The sequence below is a fragment of the Paenibacillus lignilyticus genome, from assembly GCF_017942085.1.
Lineage (GTDB): Bacteria > Bacillota > Bacilli > Paenibacillales > Paenibacillaceae > Paenibacillus_Z > Paenibacillus_Z lignilyticus.
This window is the reverse complement of sequence record NZ_JAGKSP010000001.1, coordinates 614,658-630,262: the sequence shown is the minus strand read 5'-3', so window position 1 is coordinate 630,262 and position 15,605 is coordinate 614,658. Positions and strand designations below refer to the sequence as shown.

General features: G+C 47.5%; 13 protein-coding genes and 1 tRNA gene. 10 read left to right on the top strand and 4 right to left on the bottom strand.

What is annotated here, in order from left to right; translation table 11 throughout:
• Positions 1-141 precede the first annotated feature (141 nt).
• The 3 genes from I8J30_RS02725 to I8J30_RS02715 all read left to right on the top strand — a co-directional run bounded on the left by I8J30_RS02725 (position 142) and on the right by I8J30_RS02715 (position 1,730).
• Positions 142-1,155, top strand: coding sequence for a glycoside hydrolase family 130 protein (locus I8J30_RS02725; RefSeq protein ID WP_210655161.1), 1,014 nt, complete (start codon positions 142-144; stop codon positions 1,153-1,155).
• 159 nt (positions 1,156-1,314) lie between these two features.
• A tRNA-Ala gene (locus I8J30_RS02720) sits at positions 1,315-1,387 on the top strand.
• Between the two features lie 178 nt (positions 1,388-1,565).
• Positions 1,566-1,730: a hypothetical protein gene (locus I8J30_RS02715; RefSeq protein ID WP_210655159.1), complete on the top strand. Its 165-nt coding sequence runs from the start codon at positions 1,566-1,568 to the stop codon at positions 1,728-1,730.
• 186 nt (positions 1,731-1,916) lie between these two features.
• Here I8J30_RS02715 and I8J30_RS02710 read toward each other — a convergent pair whose 3' ends face one another.
• Positions 1,917-2,573, bottom strand: a complete 657-nt coding sequence (locus tag I8J30_RS02710; protein ID WP_210655157.1) for a transcriptional regulator — start codon at positions 2,571-2,573, stop codon at positions 1,917-1,919.
• Between the two features lie 563 nt (positions 2,574-3,136).
• Between I8J30_RS02710 and I8J30_RS02705 the strand changes: the two genes are divergently transcribed.
• The 3 genes from I8J30_RS02705 to I8J30_RS02695 all read left to right on the top strand — a co-directional run bounded on the left by I8J30_RS02705 (position 3,137) and on the right by I8J30_RS02695 (position 6,050).
• Positions 3,137-4,855 (top strand): sensor histidine kinase, encoded by a 1,719-nt coding sequence (locus I8J30_RS02705; protein WP_240547748.1) that lies wholly within the window; start codon positions 3,137-3,139, stop codon positions 4,853-4,855.
• Between the two features lie 182 nt (positions 4,856-5,037).
• Positions 5,038-5,808: an ABC transporter permease subunit gene (locus I8J30_RS02700; RefSeq protein ID WP_240547747.1), complete on the top strand. Its 771-nt coding sequence runs from the start codon at positions 5,038-5,040 to the stop codon at positions 5,806-5,808.
• A gap of 68 nt (positions 5,809-5,876) precedes the next feature.
• Entirely contained in the window at positions 5,877-6,050 is a 174-nt protein-coding gene (locus I8J30_RS02695; RefSeq protein WP_210655155.1) for a hypothetical protein, read from the top strand.
• Positions 6,051-6,148: 98 nt separating this feature from the next.
• Here the strand turns inward: I8J30_RS02695 and I8J30_RS02690 are convergent, their stop codons facing one another.
• The 3 genes from I8J30_RS02690 to I8J30_RS02680 all read right to left on the bottom strand — a co-directional run bounded on the left by I8J30_RS02690 (position 6,149) and on the right by I8J30_RS02680 (position 9,301).
• Positions 6,149-7,003 (bottom strand): carbohydrate ABC transporter permease, encoded by an 855-nt coding sequence (locus I8J30_RS02690; RefSeq protein WP_210655153.1) that lies wholly within the window; start codon positions 7,001-7,003, stop codon positions 6,149-6,151.
• Entirely contained in the window at positions 7,003-7,884 is an 882-nt protein-coding gene (locus I8J30_RS02685; protein ID WP_091214288.1) for a carbohydrate ABC transporter permease, read from the bottom strand. The genes I8J30_RS02690 and I8J30_RS02685 overlap by 1 nt, the downstream gene beginning before the upstream one ends.
• Positions 7,885-7,984: 100 nt before the next feature.
• On the bottom strand, positions 7,985-9,301 hold the full coding sequence (locus tag I8J30_RS02680; RefSeq protein ID WP_210655150.1) for a type 2 periplasmic-binding domain-containing protein: 1,317 nt from the start codon (positions 9,299-9,301) through the stop codon (positions 7,985-7,987).
• Between the two features lie 262 nt (positions 9,302-9,563).
• On the opposite strand from I8J30_RS02680, the gene I8J30_RS02675 reads away from it, so the two are divergent.
• From I8J30_RS02675 to I8J30_RS02660, 4 genes are all read left to right on the top strand, one after another.
• Positions 9,564-11,297, top strand: coding sequence for a sensor histidine kinase (locus I8J30_RS02675; protein WP_210655148.1), 1,734 nt, complete (start codon positions 9,564-9,566; stop codon positions 11,295-11,297).
• Positions 11,294-12,874 carry a helix-turn-helix domain-containing protein gene (locus I8J30_RS33865; RefSeq protein ID WP_210655146.1) on the top strand — a complete coding sequence of 527 codons (1,581 nt, stop codon included), beginning with the start codon at positions 11,294-11,296 and terminating at the stop codon, positions 12,872-12,874. The genes I8J30_RS02675 and I8J30_RS33865 overlap by 4 nt, the downstream gene beginning before the upstream one ends.
• 237 nt (positions 12,875-13,111) lie before the next feature.
• Entirely contained in the window at positions 13,112-14,626 is a 1,515-nt protein-coding gene (locus I8J30_RS02665; RefSeq protein ID WP_210655144.1) for an ABC transporter substrate-binding protein, read from the top strand.
• An 84-nt stretch (positions 14,627-14,710) separates the two neighbouring features.
• The gene (locus I8J30_RS02660) at positions 14,711-15,601 is read left to right on the top strand and encodes an ABC transporter permease (RefSeq protein ID WP_240547746.1); all 891 of its coding nucleotides are present in this window, start codon (positions 14,711-14,713) and stop codon (positions 15,599-15,601) included.
• The last annotated feature ends 4 nt before the right edge of the window (positions 15,602-15,605 follow it).

The window sequence follows — 15,605 nt, the reverse complement described above, 5'->3', positions numbered from 1 at the left end:
AATAGGGTTTGTTTTGGTTTGAACTTGCCCGAATCCGGTTCACACCCTGTATTCGGCGTGATATAGTGGGGTGAGATTTGCGAATGGATGATGGAAGTAGCTAATTCGCATTCAGCTCATCATGAAAGAGGTTGATCCAGGATGAAGATTACGCGCTGCGCGGCAAACCCAATCGTCACGCCCGGTCTGTATGACTGGCGCAAAGCGACGGTATTTAACCCGGCCGTTATTATCGAAGGCGATAAATTTTATATGATTGAACGGACGGCGGGCAGTCTGGATCCGTTCCAATGCTTCTTGGGGTTACTCGAAAGTGACGACGGCATCAACTTCCGCCATGTGCAAGATACGCCGGTTATTCACCCGGAGCAGTTCGGCTTCCCTTATGGCAGCATTCAAGATCCACGGGTCGTGAAGTTTGATGACACGTTCTATATGAACTATGCGCTGCGTCCTTGCTCGATGAGCTACTATCCGACCGGCGTCGGACTTCCGAACAACTCCAAGCCGGAGTATCCGAATGGCTGGGGCAAGCCGGAGGATTGGCTGACGCGTTCGTCCATTGCAACCTCCAAGGACCTGATCAACTGGGAGTTCCTATGCGATACAACGCCGCTCGATATCAATGATCGCGATAATATTTTGTTCCCTGAGAAAATCGGCGGTAAATACGCGCTCCTTCGCCGCCCGGAAGAGTACATTGGCGAAGAATACGGCACAGAGAAGCCGGCGATGTGGATTTCCTATTCCGAGGATATGATGCATTGGGAAGAGCCGATCTTAATTGCGAAAGCAGAGCAGGAATGGGAGTTTAAGAAGATCGGAGGCTCCACGCCGCCGATTAAGACCGATAAAGGCTGGTTGACGCTCTATCATGGCGTAGGTCCGGATCATATCTATCGTGTCGGCGCGATGCTGCTTGATCTGGAGCATCCGGAGAAAGTGGTCGCCCGTGCGCCGGGCTTTATTATGGAGCCGGAAGAGTATTACGAGAAATTCGGCCTATTTATTCCAAACGTTGTATTTCCAACGGCAAATGTTGTGAAGGATGGCCTGCTTTATATATACTATGGCTGCACGGACACGGCTATTGGTTTGGCAACGGTTCCGCTTGATGAGCTGGTTGAGTATATCATTGCGGAGAGCAATAAGTGAAGTAATAATGAGGAGTTTTGGGTAACCGGAGCTCGGATTGTTAGATTGAAAACAGGGCGGAACAAACGCAGGTTTGCTCCGTTCTGATTTAAGCATTGAAAATGCGTTGACAGCGCATTCAAGCTCGTGTTAAGATAACGTTTGTCACTGATTTATTACGGGGCCTTAGCTCAGCTGGGAGAGCGCATCGCTGGCAGCGATGAGGTCAGGGGTTCGATCCCCCTAGGCTCCATACAAGATTGAACAGCCATCCTTCGGGATGGCTGTTTTTCGTATGGGCAGCACAACGGCGACGGGGGAGCACCAATTGGACCGTTTGGGGCAGTCCTCGCGGTTGGAATGCAGCGGAGGAGCACAGCGCCGGCGGAATCTATCGCTAAGCTGGTAGCCCCAATCGGGGGGCGAACCGCTTGGGTGCAGTCCGCGCGGTCGGAATGCAGTGGAGAAGCACAGCGCCGGCGAAATCTACCGCTAAGCTGGGCAGCCTCAATTGGGGCGAAGCGCTTAAGGGTACAGCCCGCGCGGTCGGAACGAAGTGGAGGAGCACAGCGACGTCGGAATCTACCGCTAACTAAGGTAGTCTGCGTCGTATAGGCTTCTGATTCGGACAATAGTGACCGTTAGCGACGATTTTTTGGTATTCTAGCTTGCTAATGGTCATTAATGTCCATTAGCAAGGGAATTGTCAGAGAAAATCGTGAAGTATTCGTTCTAATGGTCATCGGTGTCCGTAAATACCGCGAAAGTACCTTGTTTTTGTTCTAACGGTCAAAATCGACCGCTTGGTAGGTTCGATAACGCTGTTGTCCATTCTGAACAGTGAATACGTTCATTGCTACGAGCTTGTCTAATATACGTCTCGTCTGTCTAGTGGATCGATTCAGGTGCAACGAAAGTTCATCTGAGCGAAACGGCCGAATGACTCCGCGCGCAAACCGCAAAGTCTCTGCTTCAATCCAACTGAGCGAATGATGGGTTGGACTAGACACAAACTTACCGACAAAAGACAAAGCCATCTGCTTGATAACCTCCGGTTCTTCCTCGATCGATAAGTACGCTACAGGCAGGAACAGCCAATCTCCCAATACGAGGTATGCTTGTTTCTTGCATAAATCCCTGAATCGCCATGATTCGATATCTCTGGCATGAGACCGGTAACCATGGATTTCGATACAGCCTTTGGCCCCGCCGGGCATATAGGCAAGATCCAGATAACGATATCGGTTGCCATAATCCCGAACTTCCCATTCCGCATACAAATGATTAAAGTTCCCTACGGCCGGATACCATATCGTTCTCAAAAACTCTTTCGTGCCGTGCCCAATCTCCTGTTGTAGGATTTCGCGTCTTCTCGGATTTTTCTCCACCGCGAGTTGATCGTGCAGCCATTGGTTCATCTTTGTCTCAAAAGCACTCATCGGCATCCCCTTCTTTCGATCCGGAAAATGAAAATGCCGCCTTGATCCGGAATCCCAAGAGATCCTGATCAAAGCGGCATGTGCTTCACGCCAATACATAATTTTCCACAAGTATATTTCATGGGCTCAGCTTTGGCAATCATTTTCTGGGCGTTGATTAGTTTTAGATTTCGTTGCCATGATGCGTGTTCAACGCAAGCGCTCTTGTTCTACACTGAACGTGTAAATCGAATCTTGCAAGTTAGATTTCTACTACGAGCCTAGATTCAATCCGGTTTTGCTTATGTCCGATGATTAGGAAAGATGCGTATGCCCCATGATAAATGCAAGAGGCTTGACAGCATGAGGGCAGCTGCCGTCAATCTTGATAGCCGTGCTGTTCGTCGCTGCTTGAATCCGCATTAGAGCCTGACCGTACGTAATTCCTTTAACTTGCTTGCGAAGCAAGCATAGCGTGCCGGGGATGGCCTCTTAAAGGCGTCTCCGGTATTTTCTCTTTTTTCCCCGGTAATTCCGCTGGTTCAACGGAATCCGGGCAACCACTTTCGAAACAGGGTGTCCCAATGGCGCGTTTATTTTCCATTCGCAATTATTTGCCGTTCACGTACAAAATGATGATTTCCTACCTCTTGCTCGTGCTCGTCACGGACTTCGCGATCGGCTACGTATCGTACGGGATGCTCGTCAAGTCGCGTACGGAGGTGGCCGAGACCGGGATCCGGGCGGCACTCGAGCAGACCAGGAATAACGTCGATTACCGGATGACCGAAATTCGGCGCATTTCCGATCAATTATTCGGCAATTTGGCGTTTCAGCGAGCTTTGCAGCGTCAGGGAGACCGGCTAAGCATGTATTACACGATGATCGACGATATTTTTCCGGAGCTGCAAGCGCCGCTTAATCTGTTCGGAAGTCCCATCCGCCTGACGCTGTACGCCGTTAACCCCCTAATCGGGGAAGCGGGCAGATCGAATGCCGCAAGTCCGATCACGAAAAGCGAATTCTTGGTGCAATCGTATGACGTCCTGAAGAATCGCCAGTGGTTTCAGCAGCTGCAGGCTTCCGCTACGGATAAGAACATCTGGATACAAGCCGATTCGGACAAAGAGCTGGGCAACCTATCGATTTTTCGCAAGCTTGTCTCATTCGGGGATTATCGAACTGCGATCGGCTATATCCGAATTACCGTCAACATTGACAGCCTGATCGGCAATCTGACCAAATATCCGAAAGAGCAGGGCATGGGCATCCGCGTCATTGACCGCGCCACCGGCAAGGCGATGTACGAACGCGATTCCGCGTTGCCCCAAGCGGCCGGAAAGGCCTACTTGAACTTGCGCGAGGAGGCGGCGGAGACGCCGTTCTCCATCGAGGTGCAAGTGCCTCGCGAGTACTTGAGCAAGGATGCGAAGAAGCTTCAGCGGACGCTCGGTTTGATCTGCGCAGCAAGCTTCGCCGTCATGGCGGGCATCGGATTCGCCGTGGCGGCCTTGTCGGGTCGAGGGATGAAGCGAATCGTCTCGCTCATCCGCGCTTTTCAGGACGGCAAGCTGGATCGCAGGCTCGAAGCGAACGGCAATGACGAATTCGGGCTGATCGCCCATTCGTTCAACAGCATGGCGGCCAGCATCCAGACGTTGATTCAAGATGTGTACTTGCAAGGCATTCATAGGAAGCAGGCGGAACTTGAAGCGCTGCAAGCCCAAATAAATCCGCATTTTCTGTACAATACGCTGTCGACGATCAGCAGCCTGAATAATCTCGGCAAGAAGAAGGAAGTCACCGAAACCGTGAAGCTGCTGTCGAGATTTTACCGGTTAACGCTCAATAACGGCCAAGTGATCATTCCGCTCGAAAATGAACTGGAGCAAGTGTCGGCTTACCTCGATATTCAGAGAGTCAAATATGCCGACGCCTTTCAGGTATACGTGGACATGGATCCTGCGGTTAAAGATGTGAAAATCATTAAACTGCTCATGCAGCCGTTCGTCGAGAACATATTCAAACATGCTTGGTTTGGAGAGACGATCGCGATACGTCTGACGGCCAAGAGGGTCGGGAATGATTTGGAACTGAAAATTATCGACACCGGCATCGGCATGCGTCCGGATAAAGTCGACCGGTTGCTTTGCGGCGCCGCGGAGTCGAACACTTATGGGCTGAAGAACGTGGAGGAACGGATCAAGCTTCGGTACGGTCCCGAATACGGCGTGCAAATTGCCAGCGTGTACGACCGTCCGGCTGCTGCTTCCCATTCAGACGGAAGGATCCGATCTGCGTGAAGATACGAGTTATCCCGGCAATCAAAGCTAAAGGAGACATCAGGGGGGCCGGGAGAATATCGGAAAAAGAATAAAAATGAAGTTCATCGTTGAATTCTTTTAGTTATAGTTGCCCCGCTTACTTATGTCGAATCCTGTCTCTTTCTTATAATGAGTCCAGTAGATAAGAAAGGAGTAGAGGCATGATGACAGAGAAACGGCATACCTTCTGGCGCGACGTCGTGAAGTATCGAACGATGTTGATCATGATCTCGCCGGCCGTGTTGTTGGTCTTGCTATTTTCATACGTTCCGATGGCCGGGATTGTGATCGCATTCAAGCAGTTCAAATACACGGGCGGCGTGTTCGGAAGCCCTTGGGTGGGGCTCGACAATTTTAAATTCTTCTTCCAATCCGGCGATGCTTGGCGCGTCACGCGGAATACGGCGTTATACAACATCGGTTTCTTGGTGCTTGGGAACCTGCTGCAGATCGCGGCAGCCGTCCTGCTGTTCGAAGTCGGGGGCAAATGGTTCCGCAAAATCATTCAATCGGCGCTGTTCCTTCCGTATTTCATTTCGTGGGTCGTAGTCGGCTCGATCGCATACAATTTCTTCAGTTATGATGTCGGTGCAATCAACAACGTACTGGCTTCGCTTGGAATGGAACGCATCGACATCTACAATACGCCGGCTTATTGGCCCTATATCCTCGTATTCTTCCATACGTGGAAGCTGCTCGGCTACGGCACAGTGATGTACTTGGCCGCCATTACGAGCATCGATACGGAGATGTACGAAGCGGCAGAGATGGACGGCGCGAACGTCTTCCAGCGCATTATGAAAGTAACCGTCCCGAATTTGACCCCGACCTTCATCATCCTCGCGCTGCTGGCGGTGGGCAATATTTTCCGCGGGGACTTCGGCTCGCGGTTGAGCCGCAGACGGAAGCGTTCAGCGCGGACAATACGATAGACGGGTATACGCGTCCTTACGGCGGCCCGCATCTTTGGCTGTCAAAGCCGATGGAGCACGAGGAGTGGGTGGAACTATCTTGGCTGTCGTCGGTCGAAGCAGGCGTCATCCATGTCACGTTCAACGATGACGTGAGCGAGGATCTGATCAATCTGCACCATTACGAGACACCGTTTAAAGTCATGCCCGAGTTGGTGCGCGATTACTTCGCTAGCCGCAGGGCTCGGACTTCCCACAAGTGACGGATCGAAAAGGGGCCATACATTAAAAAAAAGAAGCCCTGCAGCCTAACAGGCTGCAGGGCTTCTTCTATAGGAGCATTCTTGTCTATCGGGATCAATCAGCCTTTAACGCCGCCGGCGGTTAAACCTTCAATAATTTGCTTCTGAAGGACGGCGTAAATAATCATGACCGGCACGATGCTGTATACGATTCCCGCCGACATTTGAGCGTAATTCGTGTTATAGATATCGCGGAAACCGACCATCCCGACCGGCAGCGTTCGCAATTCATCGGTGGAGATGAAGAAGTTCGCCATTAGAAACTCGTTCCAGTTTCCGATGAAGTTGATGATAAAGACGGTTACCAACGCCGGAACTGTGATCGGCATAATGATTTTAGCGAAAATTCCTTTCGCACTCAATCCATCCACGACAGAGGCTTCTTCGATTTCACTCGGGATCGATTTCATAAACGCCGACAAGATGATAACCGTAAATGGGATCGCCCCGGCGGTGTAGGGGAGAATGAGTGCCATGTGGGTACCCAACACAGGTTGACCGAAGATCACCAACTTATTCAATAAGATGAAAATTGGCAGAAGTAACGCGCCGCTCGGAATGAGCAGGCCGATCAGTATGAATTGGTATAATCCTTTGCTCATTTTCTTATATCGCATCCGTGTAATCGCAAAAGCTCCCATAGAGGAGAAGATAATCGTCGCGATGGAACACAGCGTGGCGATATACAAACTATTAAGGAAGTAAACGCTGATTTTCGCATTCACCCAGGCTTCATAGTAATTTTCAAAATGAAACGAGGAAGGGAAGCCGAACGGATTGCTTGCAATCGCTTGATTATCCGACTTTATGGACGAGAAGAGAACGAATAGAAACGGATAAAGGGTCACGACTAAATAACCTAATAAAATAATATGCGGGATACTTTTCTTCACTGATCTTAGTGTTATCGTCATTAGTATTCGACCCTTTCGACTCTTCTGGCAACTAAAAATTGGTACAATGCTGTAAGAATGAGAGAGAAAATGAAAATCAACACCCCGATGGAGTTGCCATATCCGTATTTCGCGTTCGTGATTCCGTATTTTATGAGATAGGTTGCCATGACATCCGTTACTCCGCCCGGGCCGCCATCGGTCATTACAATGATAATATCGGCCGCTTTCATCGCACCCGAGATGGAAAGCATAATCACAACGGAAATGATAGGCATAATAAGCGGCACCGTAATTCGGGTTGCGCGGGTCCAAGCGCTGGCTCCGTCGACAATTGCAGCTTCATCTATTTCTCTTGGAATGGACAATATTGCAGCAAGGACCATCACGACGTAGAATCCCGTCCACTGCCACGCGTTGGTTATCAAGATCGAAAACATAGCCCAACTGGTGTCGGATAACCACATGACAGGCTGTAATCCGATTTTAGTCAAAATTTGATTGAACAAGCCGATGTCCGGTTCGTAGATGAAACTCCACAAGATTCCGATTACCGCAGTGGACATGACGGAAGGGACGAATACGGCCGTTTTATATAAACCCTTGAGTTTCTTTACATTACTGATTAACAGCGAGAAGAAGATAATGAGAGGCACCTGCACGAAAACCGAGAACAGAATGAATTTCCCGTTATTGAGAACGGAGTCCCAGAATAAAACGTCCCCAAACGCATGCTTAAAGTTTGTCAGTCCATTAAATTTGGCTTCGGTAAGACCGTTCCATTTCATGAAGCCCGTAGTGAAAGCAGAAATCATCGGATAAATGAAGAATAAGAGATAGAGTAGAAGGAGAGGCAGTAAAAACAGGACATAGGTCCAAGGGTTTCTTAATGTTTTATTCATCGTTTCCTCCGCGATAATCAGACATTGGCTGCATGAATCGTTCTTATGAAAAAAGTACCACCCACTCTGAGGCGGGTGGTACTTTCCTTGCTTATATCATTTAGAAATCGTCGTTGTTTGCTGCATTCTGAGCTTTTTGCACGGCGTCCAGCATGGCTTTAGGCGTAATTTTGAGTCCGATTAGTTTTTGAATGCCTTCGCTGAGCGCCGTATTGACATCAGGCTGAACCAAGGAATCGAATGCCGGGAAAGCGCCGCTTGCTTTGTTGCCTACTTCGATAATTTCTTTTACGAGGTTGGAGGCTTTGGCTTTAGCCAATTTCGTGCTGTTTACTTTCATGGAAGGCAGGACGCCGTCTGCTTCAAGCCCGCGAATTTGCATTTCATCGTTGTACATGTTCTTGATAAACGATTTAACAAACGCTAATTGCTTTTTGTCGTTTTTAACTTTGGCGGAGAAACCGTAACCGTTGGAGAAACCACCGTTAACGGCTGTTTGGCTGCCTTTTCCACCGGCTACCGACGGCAATGGGAAGTAGCCCACTTTGTTAGTCAAATCTCCGGCTTGTTTAGGATCCGCGAATACGCTGGAAGCCCACGAACCGTCATACATCATAATAGCCTCGCCACGAATGAGTTGGTTGCGTTGTTCGGCATAATCCAAACCGAGTTCGCCTTGTTTAAAGTAGCCTTTTTTCACCCAATCTTGGTACTTCGTAAAGGCTGCTACCATTGGAGCGCTGTTCCATTTCGTTTTACCGGTTGTGAAGCCATTCGTAATATCCGGACCTGCATAACGGGCCCACAGGGTGTTGGCTGTCATTAACGGTACCCATGCGGCTTTGGATGCTTGCGCGAAAGGCGTTTTGCCGTCTTTTTTAATCGTTGCAGCCAATGTCTCAAGTTCTGCCAATGTTTTAGGAGTTTTCAGACCTTTGGCTTTAAAGTACTCTTTATTGTAGAAATAACCTTCTTGGTAGCCGCCGATTGGCAGACCGTATATTTTGCCGTTCACTTTAAATTCATCCAAGGAAATAAACTTATTAGACAAGCCGAGCTCTTTCAGAATCGGTGTTAGATCCAGCAGTCTGTTTGCTTCAACGTAAAGCTGCGTATCAGCTCCGCCGAACAGATCGAAGATTGCAGGCGCTTTGTTAACGACCATTTCAGAACGTAATTTCTCTTTGCGGTTGACGTCCGAATCTACGCCGTCCAGTTTGTATTTTACTCCGGGAACTTCTTTTGAAACCCTGTTCAAGACATCTTTAAGGATATTGAAACGTTGTTGTTTCGCCTCGCCCAATTGCGTATGTCTGATCACGATGGTGTCGGATTTTGTTGCCGCACCAGCTGAACTTAAGACAGTTGTCGACGCAAGTACTACGCTAAGCGCTGGGACCAGAAGTCTCTTTTTCATTGTAAATGAACCTCCCAATATGGTTTATGTATCTATTTCAGAATAAGATTATTAGTAAATTTAGGATAGGGCTATATTTCTATTATTAAAGGATAATTTTGTATAATGACGGGTGACAAGGGAACATGGGATCATATCGCTAGGGAGAATGGCCTAGTTAGTTCGAGGCGGAATCGCACGTAGTTTTGAGAGGTCGTTTTTGATAAGATGCTATAATCAGACTTGCTGTAGTTGTGGGACATAATGGAGATAAGACGGTGAGATGATGTTGGCTGTGAAATGGAGTTTGTCTTCGAAGAAGCAAGTTGTGTTTATCATGATGATTTTTGTTATCCCGCTTGTACTGCTGCTAATCATTTACAATATTTATGTAGTCAACGTATTAAATAACAAAATTGAACAAACGAATCGGAATTCCATTATGCTGTATCAGAACGCGTTCGAAAAAAATCTAAGCAATGCGGATACCTATATGTCGAATTTAGTATCGAGCGACACCAGTTTTATGAAATTAATGTTTAAACAGGATCCGATAGATTTGCAATTTTATGCGCAAGACATGATGAAGAAATACCAGGGCTATTTTCAGACGAATGAAATTATCGGGGGCATGTTCGTTTATTCCAAGCCGAATAACCTCTTTTATAAAACGTATCGTCATAACTATTCCCATGACGTACGAGAGGGTACCGAAAGTTTTTTGAAAGCCGTCCTTCAAACGAAAGAAAACTATCGGTCGCGGGGGTGGTTCCCGCAAGAAATCAACGGCAGCTATTATTTGTTCCGTATATTAGGATCCCGGGATACATTTACGGTTTGTATGATCGATTTCAATGACATGATCATGCCGCAGCATTTCAGTCAAAAGCAAGGAGGCAGTTTCTTCGCCTTCGCCACACAAGAGGGTGTGCCGCTGACTTCCATCGCTACGATTCAGGACAAGGGAATAGCAATTCGAAAGCATAATGAAACCCATTATATTTCCGGCAGTCCCCAAAAGTATTTTATTGTGCAGAACTACTCGGCTTCTGCCAAATTAAATTATATTTATATCATGCCGTATCGAGGTTTCCTGTTCAATCTGGACACGGTCCAAATCGCTTTCTTGGTCGGCTCCGTGTTCATCTTATTGCTGATGTTTATTTCGTTCCTGTTATTGGAGCGTTCTTACTTTAAACCGCTGAAGAGAATGATGGCCACGATGAAACAAATCAAGAACGGGCATGTGAATGCGACCATGAGTACAAGCTCCGGCGTCAACGAATTTAGGCAAATGAGCAGTACCTTCAATGAAATGATGACGGAAATCAAAGATTTGAAAATCGAAAGCTATGAGAAAGAGATGAAGAAGCAGCAGGCGGAGCTGCAATTTTTGCAAATTCAGATTAAACCGCATTTCTACTTGAATGTGCTTAAAAACTTGTTCGGGATCGCGGAACAGAAGAAATACGATCAAATACAGGAAATGATCCTCTTACTGTCGCGGCATTTAAGATATATGTTCCAAGAGAACTCTTCCTTGGTCCCGCTCGCGGATGAAATCGTAAGCGTAGAGAACTATATGCAATTACAGCAGATGAGCGCTTCTCGTAAATTGATTTGCAAAACGAACGTAGACGGCCGGTTAAAGGATTTTCGGATTCCGCCGATTTCGATATTGACGTTTGTAGAGAATGCCATTAAACATGCCGTTTCCATCCATGGCCCGTTAATCATTTCGATCAAAGCCGCTCTGCTTGAAACGAATGAAGATAAATTCGTTAACATTACGGTCATGGATAACGGAGCCGGATTCTCTGATGAGATGCTTGTCCTGTTGAATGATCCGAATCCGTCTTCTTCGAAGGACCATGTCGGCATATTGAACGTGATCCGAAGATGCAATGTGATTTATCAGAATAAGTGCACGTTTTTATTCAGCACTTCAGGCGGTGCTTGCATCGATATATTTATTCCGTATCATTCGGATGAAGAGAAAGGGAGAGTTTCCAGGTGAACGTACTCATCGTAGACGATCAGACGCAAGTGGTAGATGGCTTGTTCTTCGGAATCGACTGGGCGAAAATCGGCGTAAAGGACGTGCTGAAAGCTTATAATGCTTTCGAAGCGCGAGAAATTCTAAGCAGCCGCCCCATCGATATCATGCTGTGCGATATTGAAATGCCGGCTGAAACCGGGCTAAGTTTATACCAGTGGACACGGGATCGGAAGATCGACATCGAATGCATTTTTTTAACGGCGCACGCCGATTTTACATACGCGAAGACGGCGATGCAGCTGGGGGGATTCGATTATATTCTCCAACCCGCGAGGTATGAAACGATCGAAAGCACGATCCGAAACGCCATTCAAAAGATCATTCAGAAGAACGAAACGAAAAAGTATTACGCTTACGGTAAGATGTTTCAGCAAAACAAAGAGATCCTGCTGGATAATATTTTTAAGGATTGGATATTCCGCAAAAGTAAAGATTCGGCAAGCTTCATCAAGGAACTTAGCCAAATTCAGGTTTCGCTGGATCCGCAAGATCAAGTCTACCTCGTGACGTTGAATGTCTTTCGTTTGAAGGAGACGATGGAATCCTGGCGCAATGGGATGTTGAAATTTACGATCGGCAATATCGTAACGGAGCTGTTCGCGCGATACGGCCAGCAGGTGCTGGTCGCCCAAATCGAAGACGGAAAATTGTTGTTGCTCGTGTATTCCCCCGAGCGGCAGCTGATCGATCAAGAGGGCGTTTTGCGGCAGTTGAATAAATTGATCGAGGTCTACCATGCTTATTACGGCTGCGACATCGCCTGTTATACCGGCGACAGAATCGTCGTTTCGGAAGCGCCCGAGCAGGCAGGACAGCTGCTCGAGATGATGCAGAACAATGTGTCACTCGCGAGCAAAGTGTTTCATTTGAAGGATCGAATCGAACAACAGACCGTTTCCTATTCGATTCCGAACGTGAGAATGTGGAGCAAATTGCTTGAGCAAGGCGATACGGAAGTCGTTCACGACCAAGCCTGTGCTTTATTGAATCAACTGGCGATCGACGGAAAAATCGACGCTGAATTTCTAAAGAGGTTCTATCAGCAGTTTATGCAGATGCTATATACGACCGCGGAGACGAGAGATATTCCGCTTGATCGCATTTTCCAAGACGAGCACCGTCTCGAGAAATGGTTAAACTCTTATTCGAACGTGGACGATATGAAAGAATTGATTGCCTATACGACGAAGTTTTTCAAGCTGTTTCCCGGATCAGAAGAAGAAATGAAAAATCAAGTCGATCTTATTATCCAGTATATCCGCGATCATATCGATCAAGATATCCGGCGCACGGATATTGCCAGGGAAGTTTATTTGAATCCGAACTACTTGTCCCGATTATTTAAATCTGAGACGGGAACGTCTCTGAAGGAATTTATCGTGACGGAGAAGATGAAGCTGGCACAAGCCATGCTCAAATCCACCAAGCTGCCGATCAGCATTATCGCGATGAAGGTCGGTTACGCGAACTTCTCCCATTTCTCTCAGGTGTACAAGAAGACGTATAACGTCACGCCCGCCGAGGATCGCGGGTAATAGGGAAAGCAAAGGAATACCCTCCGCATGCTTGCTGGCGCGCGAGAGGGTATTCGCTTTGAAGTTACAAATTGAACAGCGAAAAGATACATTTACAACAATGGCCATTGCTTCGGTGCTGGACAGGATTAAAAGTGATAATAAACGTAACAAGATCGGTAGAGAGAGAACCTGTATTTTATTTAAGATGAATACAAGCTTTATCACATACTAAGGTTTCGAGGGGAGTCTACAGCAATGAAACAGAAAAAGATGTTCACGTTACTTTCGGTATTGGCTTTGTCGACTGCATTGTTTACTGCTTGCGGCAGCAACAACGGCACCAACAACACCTCAGGCGGCGAGAACGCCAAGCCGTCCCAAAACGCGGTCGCGGAGAAACCATACACGGTTGATCTCTTGATGGTAGGCGACGGCAAGGAGGAAGACGTTCAAGCCGTAGAGGATGAAATCAGTAAAATTACGAAACCGCTCATCAATGCGGACGTCAACATCACAAGAGTCGGTTTCGGGTCGTTCCAACAACAGGCTAACCTGTCTTTGTCGTCCGGTGAAAAGATGGATCTGTTCGTTACGTTCGCCCTGGATATCAGCTCGCTCTCGAGCAGCGGTCAAATTTTGCCGATGACGAAACTGCTTGAAGGCCATGGACAAGACATTCTGAAAAACTTGAGCGAAGGCGATCGTCGAGCAGTATCAATTAACAATGAAATCTACGCAATCCCGACCGCAAAAGAAAAAGCGACGAATTACGGCTATATTATGCTGAAAGAAATTGCCGACGAAGTTGGCTTCAAGCCTGAAGAAGTGAAAACCTATGACCAGCTTGAGGCAATCATGACGAAAGCGAAAAAATTGCATCCCGAGATGTATCCGATTGGGCTTGATTTCACGAACGTCTATCGTCCGGGCACGGAAGATAATCTAGGCACGGGCTCAGGGGTTATCGACGGATTGGGAGAAAGCACGAAAGTGGTTAACATGATCGAAACGGACAGCTATAAAGACTTCGTCAACCATATGTACAAGTGGTCGACCAGCGGTCTGGTCATGCCGGACGCAGCCAACAACTCCGAAAGCAGAATCAGCCTGCTCAAAGCCGGCAAAGTGATGGGCGGCTTCAGCGGATTGAATCCGGGCAACGTCGATGACATCGCAAAGCAAGTAGGCAAACCATTCACCGTCATTGAACTGACGAAGCCGTTCTCGATTACGGGGCATGTTTCCGGAATGGGATGGTCGCTTGCAAGCAGCAGTGAAAATCCGGAAAAAGCGATCGAGTTCTTGAATCTGGTGCACACGAATGCGGATATTTCAAACTTGCTTGTCTATGGCGTCAAAGATCGTAACTACGTGATGGTGGATGAAGCGAAGGGCATAATCGACTATCCGCAAGGTGTAGACGGAGGGAATACGGGCTGGATGTCTCTGCCATGGGCAACGCCTAACGCTTCGATCGCCTATATCTGGAAAGGCGAGCCTGAGGATAAATGGGACTATCTGCAACAGTATAACAGTTCCGCACACCAATCTCCGGCGAAAGGTTTCCGTTTCAATGCTGAAAGCGTGGCGAATGAAATTACGATGGTAAGCAACGTTGACGCGAAATTCGCTCTGGCTTTGGAATCGGGTACCTTGGATCCTGAGAAGACGCTGCCTAAGTACTTAGAAGAATTAAAGGCTGCCGGCGTTGACAAAATTATCGCAGAAAAACAAAAGCAGCTGGATGCATGGCTCGCGGCGAATAAATAAGAGCTCTTGACCTATTCGGCGGATAGAGGATAAGCGGAGGGTGCCATGTTACTGCTCACCAAAAAAAAGATAGAAAGATTCAAAATGTTTATTCCGCTCTATTTGATGCTCATTCCGGGATGTATCTATATCTTGATCAATAACTACATCCCGATGAGCGGTCTTGTGATTGCCTTCAAGAAGATCAACTATCAGATCGGGATCTGGGACAGCCCTTGGGTCGGATTCAAAAACTTCGAATTTCTGTTCAAGACGAATGAGGCATGGACGATAACCCGAAATACGATTCTGTACAATGTAGTCTTTATCGTACTGGGGACCGTTATCGCGGTAGGCGTCGCCATGTTACTCAATCAGATTAGTCAAAATGCGGCGCGGAAGTCTTATCAAACGGTCATTCTGCTCCCCCATTTAATTTCGATCGTTGTCGTGAGCTATCTGGTGTTCGCTTTTCTGAGCTCGGAATCGGGCTTTATCAATAACAGTATTTTGGAACCGCGCGGCTTGAATCCAATTTCTTGGTATTCGACGGCAAAATACTGGCCCTATATCATCGTTATCGTAAGCATCTGGAAGTCCTTTGGGTATAGCTGCATTATTTATTATGCGACGCTGGTCGGCATCGACAAGTCTTATTACGAAGCCGCGGTGATCGACGGGGCGAGCCGTTGGAAACAGATGAAGCATATTACGCTTCCCGGACTCAAATCCATTATCATCATCCTGACATTAATGAGTATCAGTAAAATCTTTTATTCCGACTTCGGGTTATTCTACCAGGTTCCGATGAATAGCGGCGCTTTGATCGACGTTACGAACACCATTGATACTTACGTGTATCGGGGATTAACGAAACTCAACAATGTAGGGATGGCATCGGCAGCCGGGTTTTATCAATCCATTGTGGGATTCGTCCTCGTAATCGCAGCCAATTATGTTGTCAAAAAAATAGATCAAGACAGCGCCTTGTTTTAGCGGA

What these genes read in the sequence shown, in the direction of transcription:
- I8J30_RS02725 (WP_210655161.1), top strand. Translation starts at nt 142, where the DNA reads ATGAAGATTACGCGCTGCGCGGCAAACCCAATCGTCACGCCCGGTCTG.
- I8J30_RS02710 (WP_210655157.1), bottom strand. Translation starts at nt 2,573, where the DNA reads ATGAGTGCTTTTGAGACAAAGATGAACCAATGGCTGCACGATCAACTC.
- I8J30_RS02705 (WP_240547748.1), top strand. Translation starts at nt 3,137, where the DNA reads ATGGCGCGTTTATTTTCCATTCGCAATTATTTGCCGTTCACGTACAAA.
- I8J30_RS02700 (WP_240547747.1), top strand. Translation starts at nt 5,038, where the DNA reads ATGATGACAGAGAAACGGCATACCTTCTGGCGCGACGTCGTGAAGTAT.
- I8J30_RS02690 (WP_210655153.1), bottom strand. Translation starts at nt 7,003, where the DNA reads ATGACGATAACACTAAGATCAGTGAAGAAAAGTATCCCGCATATTATT.
- I8J30_RS02685 (WP_091214288.1), bottom strand. Translation starts at nt 7,884, where the DNA reads ATGAATAAAACATTAAGAAACCCTTGGACCTATGTCCTGTTTTTACTG.
- I8J30_RS02680 (WP_210655150.1), bottom strand. Translation starts at nt 9,301, where the DNA reads ATGAAAAAGAGACTTCTGGTCCCAGCGCTTAGCGTAGTACTTGCGTCG.
- I8J30_RS02675 (WP_210655148.1), top strand. Translation starts at nt 9,564, where the DNA reads ATGATGTTGGCTGTGAAATGGAGTTTGTCTTCGAAGAAGCAAGTTGTG.
- I8J30_RS02665 (WP_210655144.1), top strand. Translation starts at nt 13,112, where the DNA reads ATGAAACAGAAAAAGATGTTCACGTTACTTTCGGTATTGGCTTTGTCG.
- I8J30_RS02660 (WP_240547746.1), top strand. Translation starts at nt 14,711, where the DNA reads ATGTTTATTCCGCTCTATTTGATGCTCATTCCGGGATGTATCTATATC.